Below are 8,839 nucleotides of genomic sequence, written 5' to 3' on the forward strand. Positions count from 1 at the left end.
TTTACATGAATTTGATATTCATAGCGATGAATGATTATAAATCGCTATGCAAAAGGAGATACTTATGACTATTTTATTTAAAGTTATGCTCCATAATTTTATCTGATAACGCGCTAAGTATATCGACTACTTTAAAGCTTGCTTGCTCCATAAGAGATACTTTTTCAACAGCAGTATTGAGATCGCCTAATTGGAATGCTTCTAGAGCAGCAAAGCCATTTTTGTGGACATCTGCATGTGGTTTCTCTAATGCTTTGAAGTCGTTAATGCTTGAATATTTTAATGCACCTTCACCTTGATAGTACCATTGACCTAAACGGCACATGGTATGATCAGAAAAGTCTTCTGCCGTCTTGTTTGATTGACCTAAAATGACTTTATAAATATCGTATTTCCATACAATATGGTCCATTTTTACTGTTTGAATAAATGCATCCGCACTTGAATTAACAATAACGCTATACATATTTTGTGATAGTTCAACCACCTTTTTAGCAGTAGTATCAATTTCTAATGAGCTATTTGCAATGCCATCACTTTCTTCGCTAACGTTAGTAATGTTAGTTACAACGCTTTGCATTTGCTCATTAACCTTATCTATTAAATTAGATATCTCGTTAGATGCCTCAGAAGAGCGTTGAGCAAGCGTTCTCACTTCATCTGCGACGACTGCAAACCCTCGCCCTTGCTCTCCCGCTCTTGCTGCCTCAATGGCTGCATTAAGTGCGAGTAAATTTGTTTGATCAGAAATCCCTTTAATTATGTTTACAAAATCATTAATGCCGATTGTTACTGACTGCAATTCTTTAACGGATTTAGAGGCGGACTTTGTATCTCTTGAGATATTATGTGTTGACGATGAAGTCGTTGCTAACATATCTAAAATTGTATCAAGTAATTCTTGGGATGACTTAAATGACGTAATATCATTGATTAGTTTATGTGAAGTTGAGGCTAAGCTTTCTCTGATATCACTAATTAAATCAGATGACTGCAATGATAAGGTATTTAATTCACGCTGTTTTACAAATGCCGTATCGTTTGCTATTTCATTGTGGTTTAGTTGTGATTTCTCGCTGTTTACTGCTAATAATTGCTCCTCAAGTTTTTCATTGGCTTTTTTTAATTGCATTAACTCGTTATTTAACTCGTTAATTTTGTTTTTATATTTTGAATTGAACAGCATGTAGACCCCAATTTAAACACGGAAAATAAACGTTATATTTTTTATTAAATTTACCTGATTATAGATTACATAATTCGATTTTTAACAGGGCTGGAATTAATGTCCACCCAAATCGATTTTTATAAGAGTAAGTTACAACACAATAATAGATGCTTTATAACTTTTTGGTAAAAAACTTTTCATTTCATGCTTATAACAAACTTATTTAAAATGGTCACTATTTTAGAGGTTAGGGTCTGTTGACCTTTCAAGGTTGGATTTGCAGCAGTCTGTTTGGTATTTAGGCAAGGCAGCGCCTATGTGGTTTATTCCCCATAAATAGGCGATAACGCAGTATCCATGCCAAACAGGCGCTGCCCGAAGGGTTCTGCCTAGGGGCTATTTATTCTTTGTTGCCTACATGGATGTAGGTAAGGGGCGTGTGCAGGACGCGGAAGTTTTGCTCGGTTATGACTTGTTCTTACTAGGATGTAAGCCAGTAGAATAACGCAGGAGCAGTTATCGAGCCTACTAGGTTACAACCCTTGTGCCGCGATTAAATCGCCCCTAGCTTGAACAAATTTTAATCTGAAAAGATTAACAGGCCCTAATATTTTCTAATTGATTTATTCAACTGCGTTTGAAATTCATCAGGAAATAAAATTGTGCCGTCGTCTTCTTCGGTAGGGAACACGGCAACTAGTAAGTCGTCTTCTTCAAGGCCTGGCGTCCAGCGGCTAAACCAATCTGCTGTTGGAATTGCTTTTGGTGTACATCCTTCCCATTCACCGGTTGCCCATGCTTGTGCAAACTCACGGGTTGGCCATACGGGTACGCAATCGTCGTCTTCGTTAGTGAGCATTACGCAGCCGTCGTCATCGTTTAAAATCCACACTTGCTTAAACTGTTGCACAGTTTCGTACATGTATGCGAGTCGTTTTTTTGCGCCAAGACCTAAAATTACGTCGTCTTGCTTTGATAAATTGTCAGTGGTCATTTTTGGCTCTCTCTCACTGTGGGGGGAATACAAAAGGCAGCGACATACTGCGCTTTAAAATTAAGTTTAGCTAATGGCTGCAAGCAGCTCGTCGGCTAGTTGGTTTAGTGCGTCAGGGTCTTGATTTGTTAATGCATAAGTGCGCAATCCATAAATACCCATAACACAAAATCGTGCTAGTTCTATGGCACTTCGTCCATTGGTAATTTCTTTGTTATCTATCGCTTTTTGTAATTGCTGCGCAAAGGCATGCTCGTACGCCGTTAAATTAGTACGTAATACGTGGCAAATTTGTGGATCGTTACCCTCTACCTCGCTAATGCTTTTTGTAAGCAAGCACACTTTAGTTGCTTCGCCGTCAATACATTCTTGCACAATGATATTAAGGTATTGTTTCAGCGTATCTAAAATACAATTACTGTGCTCAAACAGCGCCGTAAATTGTGTATTGCGATCGGTTTGGTATTGCTCCGTAGCGGCTAAAAAAATACCTTTTTTATTACCAAATGCTCCATACAAAGAACCCGGATGTAAATGGGTTGCTTGAGTCAATTTTTGCATACTGGTTTTTGCATAGCCATGAAGCATAAACATGGCCATAGCCTGGCGTAGTACAAACTCTTTATCAAATTCTGCAGTTCTCATAATGACTCTTTTAGTGGAGAGAGTAGTAATGAAGAAATTTATTTTTCTTAGGCCTAGGTGGCAGTTTACGCAATCTTAAACAAAGTTTCAAAATTATACTTGAATATTCATTCAAGTGACCTTATCTTGAATGTACATTCAACAAAGGATAAATATTATGTCGATTGACTTACTTTCACCTTTTAAATTAAATAACAGCATAGAACTGCAAAACCGCGTACTTATGGCACCATTGACCCGTTGTATGGCAGATGACAATTTAGTGCCAACACAAGCCATGGTTGATTACTACGCTCGCCGTGCTGATGTAGGCTTAATTATTAGTGAAGCCATTATTATCCGTGCTGATGCTCAAGGTTATCCAAATACACCTGGGCTTTTCACTAGCGAACAAATTCAAGGTTGGAAAAAAGTCACTGATGCAGTACATGCCAATGGCGGAAAAATGTTTGCACAACTATGGCATGTTGGCCGTGTAGCACACCCTCACTTTTTTGGTGGTGATGTTTTGGCGCCATCTGCAATAGGGGTTGATGGTTCAGTACCGCGTATGCGCGAGCTCACTTATGTTACGCCAAAGCCTGTAACTACAGACGACATTAAAGGCTTAGTGGCTGACTACGCTAAAGCCGCAGAAAATGCGATGGAAGCGGGTTTTGACGGCGTAGAAATTCACGGTGCTAATGGTTATTTAATTGATCAATTTTTACATTATGCGGCAAATGAACGTGATGACGAGTACGGGCAAACACCAGAAAACATGTCTCGTTTTGCATTGGAAGTAACCGATGCAGTTATTGATGTTGTAGGCAATGAGCGTACCGCTATGCGTTTAACACCGGGTGCCTACTTTAATATGAGCGAAGACAATCGCGATAAAGCAGTATTTGACTACTTATTACCAGAGCTTGAAAACCGCAAGTTAGCTTATTTACACGGCGGTATTTTTGACGACAGCATGCGTTTTGATTCACTAGAAGGTAAATCAACCTCTGAGTTTTTACGAGCTGGTTATGCAAGTACCTTAGTGGGTGTAGGTAGTTATAGTTTTGAAACTGCGAAACAAGCGATTAACGACAATAAATTTGATTTAATTGCTATTGGTCGCCCGCTTATAGCTAACCCAGATTACATTAGCAAAATTAAAAACGGCGAAGAAGTCACAGCTTACAGTGATGAAATGCTAGCTGAATTGAAATAGCAGCTAATTTAGTAAAAACGATAGGACACTCATGGACAACTGTGAGTGTCTTTTTTTATACATTTATTTGCCATAATTTACTCATAATTGTTTAATCTTGCTGTCAATAAAGTTCCCCCTCGTTGTCATATTTAAAAAATAGACTGTGCCCGCTTTCATAATTACCTTTCATAATTAGAATCAAACGGGACAAGAATGTACGCTTTAAAAAATAAATCGATTTTGAGCATGGCTGTGGCCATGGCGGTATCAACTTCAGCTTATGCTAACGATAACGTGATAGAAGAAGTAACCGTTACTGCAAAACCAACCAGTTATGCAAACAACGTTATTGAACCTGCCATGCTTGAGCAACAAAGCTCGGTATCGAGTGTGTTATCGGTAATTGATAACTTGCCAGGTATTAGCATAAACGAAGGCGACGCATTTGGCGGCGACGATTGGTCAACAACTATTACCATGCGTGGTTTTAGTATTGACTCAAACCAACAGCAATTAGGTATGACGATAGACGGCATTCCTAATGGCGGCTCTAATTATGGCGGTGGTGCTAAAGCGAATCGTTACCTAGATAGCGAAAATCTTGTCACCGTGGAAGTAGGTCAGGGCACCTCAGATATTAAATCTGCCTCGTTAGAGGCGCTAGGCGGTACTTTTAACTTTGTAAGTAAAGCGCCTAGCTTTGAAAAAAGCACCACTTTTGCATACACCTCAGGCAGCCATGACGCAAGTCGCTATTACGTTAAACACGAAACAGGCACCATTTTTGATAATACTCAAGCGTATGTGAGTTATTCGCAAACCGATACTAGCCGTTGGATTGGCTCGGGCAGCAATGGCGGGAAAGATAACCAACACGCTGAAGCGAAATTTGTCACCACCCTTGATGAGTTAACTATTACAGGGCGTTTATCGTACGACGATGTAAGCGAAACCAACTACAATAGCGTGAGCTTGGCACAATTTGAACAAACTCCAGATTGGGATCAACTAACATGGAACTGGACAGGCGTTCCTCACTTTGACCAAATGTTTGCAGAAGGTTGGGGCACGCTGCGTGAAAACACTCTAGGGTATTTAAAGTTTGAATACGCGATTTCACCCATCTCATTGTTAACCGTTAGCCCGTATTACCATAAAAACTCAGGCCGAGGTGATTGGATCCCTCCTTATTTAACGTCTCCTGTAGATGAAAATGGTAACCCAACCACGGAAGGTGGTACAAACGCAGGCTCTTATGGCTTTACAGATAGTAATGGCAACCCACTTGCTCCCAACGCAGGTTGCACGGTTAGCTTAAATTGGCCGTGGGAGTCAGGCCCTGAGCTCAACCCTTCATGTTACGACGCTGATGCCACGCCTGTTATGTCTTATCGTCATACACATTATAATAAAGATCGTTTAGGGGTAACTGCTAATTATCAAGCAAGCATTGGCATGCACGATATTGAAGCCGGTTTTTGGTATGAGCAAAGCGACCGTGATGAGTCACGAGATTGGCATAAAGTTATAGATGCGCGTATTTATCATCATTTTGATAACACCCCTTATTGGACGCAATATAAAAACACCTTTGAGACCGATACGCTCAAATGGTACGCCCAAGACTCAATGGCATTTGGCGACTTAACCCTTAATCTAGGGGTGAAAAAGTACTTAGTAGACATAGAAAAGTATGACCATTATCAAAACGCCATCACAGCTAAAGTAAACAGTGATTCAGACCTTCTATTTAGTGGCGGCATTTTGTATCAGCTAAATAGTAATACTGAGTTATTTACCAGCTATAGCGAAAACTTTGCCGCCATTAAAGATGGTGTGCTTGAGCGCGACAGCTCTGACTTATCAGCTATTAAGCCAGAAACCGCTGAAAATATTGATCTAGGTGTACGCTATCAAAATAATGCACTTAAGCTAACGGCAACGGCCTATTCAATTGAATTTGATAACCGTATTACCTTTATCGCACCAGGCAGCGACACGGGGGGTATTGATTACACCATAGGTACTAACGGCTCGTACCTAAATGTGGGCGGTATTGAATCGACAGGTTTAGAGCTGTCAGCAAGTTATATGCTTAATAATGAGTGGAATGTATATAGCTCATACACCAATAATAGCTCTGAATACAAAGGCGATGCGCCAGGCTTTGAAGCAGGAGGCAAAGTAATTGATTCAGTAGATGATTTATTTGTGCTTTCAACCGATTATTACAGCGGTGATTTCCGCTTTGGTTTATCGGCTAAATACACTGGCGAGCGTGGCGATGTAGATAGCTACACCGTGGTTGATTTAAACGCAGGTTATACAGCCGAAGTTAACGCAGGCCCGTTTAAAGCCGTTGATATTGCTTTTGTGGTTTACAACATTACTGATGAAAGCTACCTAGCGGGCGGCACAGGCAATGGAAGCACTTACTTTATTGGCGCCCCACGCACAGCAGCCGTGACGTTAACGGCCACGTTTTAAAACGTAATAAACGTAATTAAGCCCATCATTGATGGGCTTTTTATTAAACGAGGTGTGTATGCAAACAATAGTAACAATACTAATAATCGGTTTGGTTTTACTTAACAGTCAGGCGGTTTTGGCAGCACCGCAAAATGTGGTGTTGGTAACTTTAGATGGGGTTCGCTGGCAAGAAGTCTTTAATGGTGCCGATAGCAAGCTGATTAATAATAAAGATTTTGTTAAACAACCAGCGCTATTAAAGAGCCAATTTTGGCATGAAAGTGTGCAACAGCGTCAACAGTTGTTAATGCCATTTTTAACTCAAACCATTGCAAAACAAGGCGTTATTATTGGCGATAGGGCTAAAGGCTCAACTATGTCGGTGAGTAATCCGTGGTATTTTTCATACCCTGGGTATAACGAAATTCTCACTGGCGAAGTGGATGAAAATATCAACAGTAACGACAAGGTATTCAACCCAAATAAAACTATTTTAGAGCGTTTAAACGCTCAGCCTGAATTTAAAAACAGCACCGCGTTATTTGGTAGTTGGGATGTGTTTCCTTACATTGTAAATACCCAGCGCAGTAAGGTGCAGGTGAATGCGGGGTTTATGCCCGTTGCTGATGATTTATTTGCCGACGCAGCGCTACTTAATGCGCTACAAACAGAAATACCCAGCCCATGGCACAATGTACGGCTTGATAGTTTTACCTATCGATTTGCTAAAGCTTATATGCTGGCGAAAAAACCAAGATTATTGGTGATTAGCTTAGGAGAAACTGACGATTTTGCTCACGATAGCCATTACGATGCTTACTTAAAGTCGGCCAAACAAAGCGATGCATTTTTAAAAGATTTATGGCAAACCATTCAAAGCACAGCAGGTTATAAAAATAATACTACGTTAATTGTTACTACCGATCACGGCCGTGGCAGCTACGCAAACGATTGGCAACATCACAGCTCTAAACGGGCATTAGCAAATTCGGAGCAGGGTAAAAAGGCATTTCCTGAGGGAATTATTGGCTCTGAGCATATTTGGCTGGCAGCTATTGGCCCTGCAATTAAAAATAACGGCTTAATTAAAACTAAAAACGAGCTTAAACAAGCGCAAGTTGCCGCCACCGTTTTAAAAGCACTTGGGCAAAACCCACACATAATTAACCCTAATATGGCACCGGCTATTAATGAGATTTTAAAATGAAACAGTTACTAAAAACCGTTAAGTATTCTGCACTGTCACTGACTATTGTGATTAGCAGTGTAGCAATGGCTGCGCCGTCTAAAATATTATTTGGTTCTTGCGGGCACCAAGATAAAGACATTCCTATATTTAACGCCATTAACAAAGAGCAGAGTGATTTATTTATTTTTTTAGGCGATAACATTTATGGCGATACTAACGACATGGCTGTACTTAAAAATAAATACCAACGCCTTGGGGCAAAGCCTGGCTTTAAAGCACTACGCGCAAAAACACCAATAATAGCCATGTGGGATGATCACGATTATGGTCAAAATGACGCGGGGAAAGAGTATCCGCATAAGGAAGCATCGCGACAAATCATGCTCGATTTTTGGCAAGAACCGGCAAATTCAAAACGCCGTACCCGTGCTGATGGTATTTATACCTCGTACATGTATGGCGAAGGCGAGCAAACCGTGCAGGTGATCATGCCAGATTTACGCTTTAATCGTGACACACTTAATTCTGTTAGCGAGCTTGAGTATTACACCAAGCGTAAACTAAATAACCAAGGCCCGTACAGTCCAACTGAAGTTAAAGGCGCGTCAATGCTAGGGGAGGCACAGTGGCAATGGCTTGAGCAAGAGCTGAAAAAGCCAGCGGCAATAAAGCTAATAGCGTCAAGCTTGCAGTTACTGCCAGATTTTACCGGCTGGGAGTCGTGGGCAAATTTTCCTGAGGATCGAAACCGTTTATTTGCGTTAATTAAAAAACACCAAGTAAATGGTGTGATTATTATTAGTGGCGATACTCACTGGGGCGAGATTTCAAGGTATCAACATAACCTTGATTACCCGCTTATTGAAATGACCAGCTCAGGCCTGACAGAAAAGTGGAAAGACGTTAGCCCTAACCAGCATCGTGTCGGTGATTACACGCATAATGTTAACTATGGTGATTTAAGCATAGACTGGCAACAAGTCGACCCTGCTATTTCATTAAAGCTTAAAGGCATTGAGGGTCAGGTTATTATGCAAAGTGACTTTAGTCTTTCAAGTATTTGTCCTTATAAATAGCATCACCATTTAAATAATAAACGCACTGCGGTTCAAGCTGTGCGTTTAAAAGTTCATCTATTGGCGGGCTAACTTGCTGATTTATTAACGCCAATGCTCCCTTAGCGCTACCGCT

The 8,839-nt window shown here is 40.6% G+C and carries 7 protein-coding genes; 4 read left to right on the top strand and 3 right to left on the bottom strand.

Translation table 11 applies throughout. The features are described 5' to 3' along the window. Nucleotides 1-73 precede the first annotated feature (73 nt). From FLM54_RS06000 to FLM54_RS06010, 3 genes are all read right to left on the bottom strand, one after another. Nucleotides 74-1,186, bottom strand: coding sequence for a methyl-accepting chemotaxis protein (locus FLM54_RS06000; protein WP_138609272.1), 1,113 nt, complete (start codon nucleotides 1,184-1,186; stop codon nucleotides 74-76). A gap of 586 nt (nucleotides 1,187-1,772) precedes the next feature. After that, nucleotides 1,773-2,162, bottom strand: coding sequence for a DUF2750 domain-containing protein (locus tag FLM54_RS06005; protein ID WP_138609064.1), 390 nt, complete (start codon nucleotides 2,160-2,162; stop codon nucleotides 1,773-1,775). A gap of 66 nt (nucleotides 2,163-2,228) precedes the next feature. Further along, the gene (locus FLM54_RS06010; RefSeq protein WP_008109773.1) at nucleotides 2,229-2,807 is read right to left on the bottom strand and encodes a TetR/AcrR family transcriptional regulator; all 579 of its coding nucleotides are present in this window, start codon (nucleotides 2,805-2,807) and stop codon (nucleotides 2,229-2,231) included. Between the two features lie 157 nt (nucleotides 2,808-2,964). On the opposite strand from FLM54_RS06010, the gene FLM54_RS06015 reads away from it, so the two are divergent. From FLM54_RS06015 to FLM54_RS06030, 4 genes are all read left to right on the top strand, one after another. Beyond that, nucleotides 2,965-4,008 (top strand): alkene reductase, encoded by a 1,044-nt coding sequence (locus FLM54_RS06015; RefSeq protein WP_178955687.1) that lies wholly within the window; start codon nucleotides 2,965-2,967, stop codon nucleotides 4,006-4,008. A gap of 195 nt (nucleotides 4,009-4,203) precedes the next feature. Continuing rightward, the gene (locus tag FLM54_RS06020; RefSeq protein ID WP_178955689.1) at nucleotides 4,204-6,477 is read left to right on the top strand and encodes a TonB-dependent receptor domain-containing protein; all 2,274 of its coding nucleotides are present in this window, start codon (nucleotides 4,204-4,206) and stop codon (nucleotides 6,475-6,477) included. Between the two features lie 58 nt (nucleotides 6,478-6,535). Next, nucleotides 6,536-7,666 (top strand): alkaline phosphatase family protein, encoded by a 1,131-nt coding sequence (locus FLM54_RS06025; RefSeq protein ID WP_178955692.1) that lies wholly within the window; start codon nucleotides 6,536-6,538, stop codon nucleotides 7,664-7,666. After that, complete coding sequence (locus tag FLM54_RS06030) at nucleotides 7,663-8,724, top strand: alkaline phosphatase D family protein (RefSeq protein ID WP_178955693.1); 1,062 nt, start codon at nucleotides 7,663-7,665, stop codon at nucleotides 8,722-8,724. The genes FLM54_RS06025 and FLM54_RS06030 overlap by 4 nt, the downstream gene beginning before the upstream one ends. Nucleotides 8,725-8,839 lie beyond the last annotated feature (115 nt).

It is taken from the genome of Pseudoalteromonas sp. Scap25, from assembly GCF_013394125.1.
GTDB lineage: Bacteria > Pseudomonadota > Gammaproteobacteria > Enterobacterales > Alteromonadaceae > Pseudoalteromonas.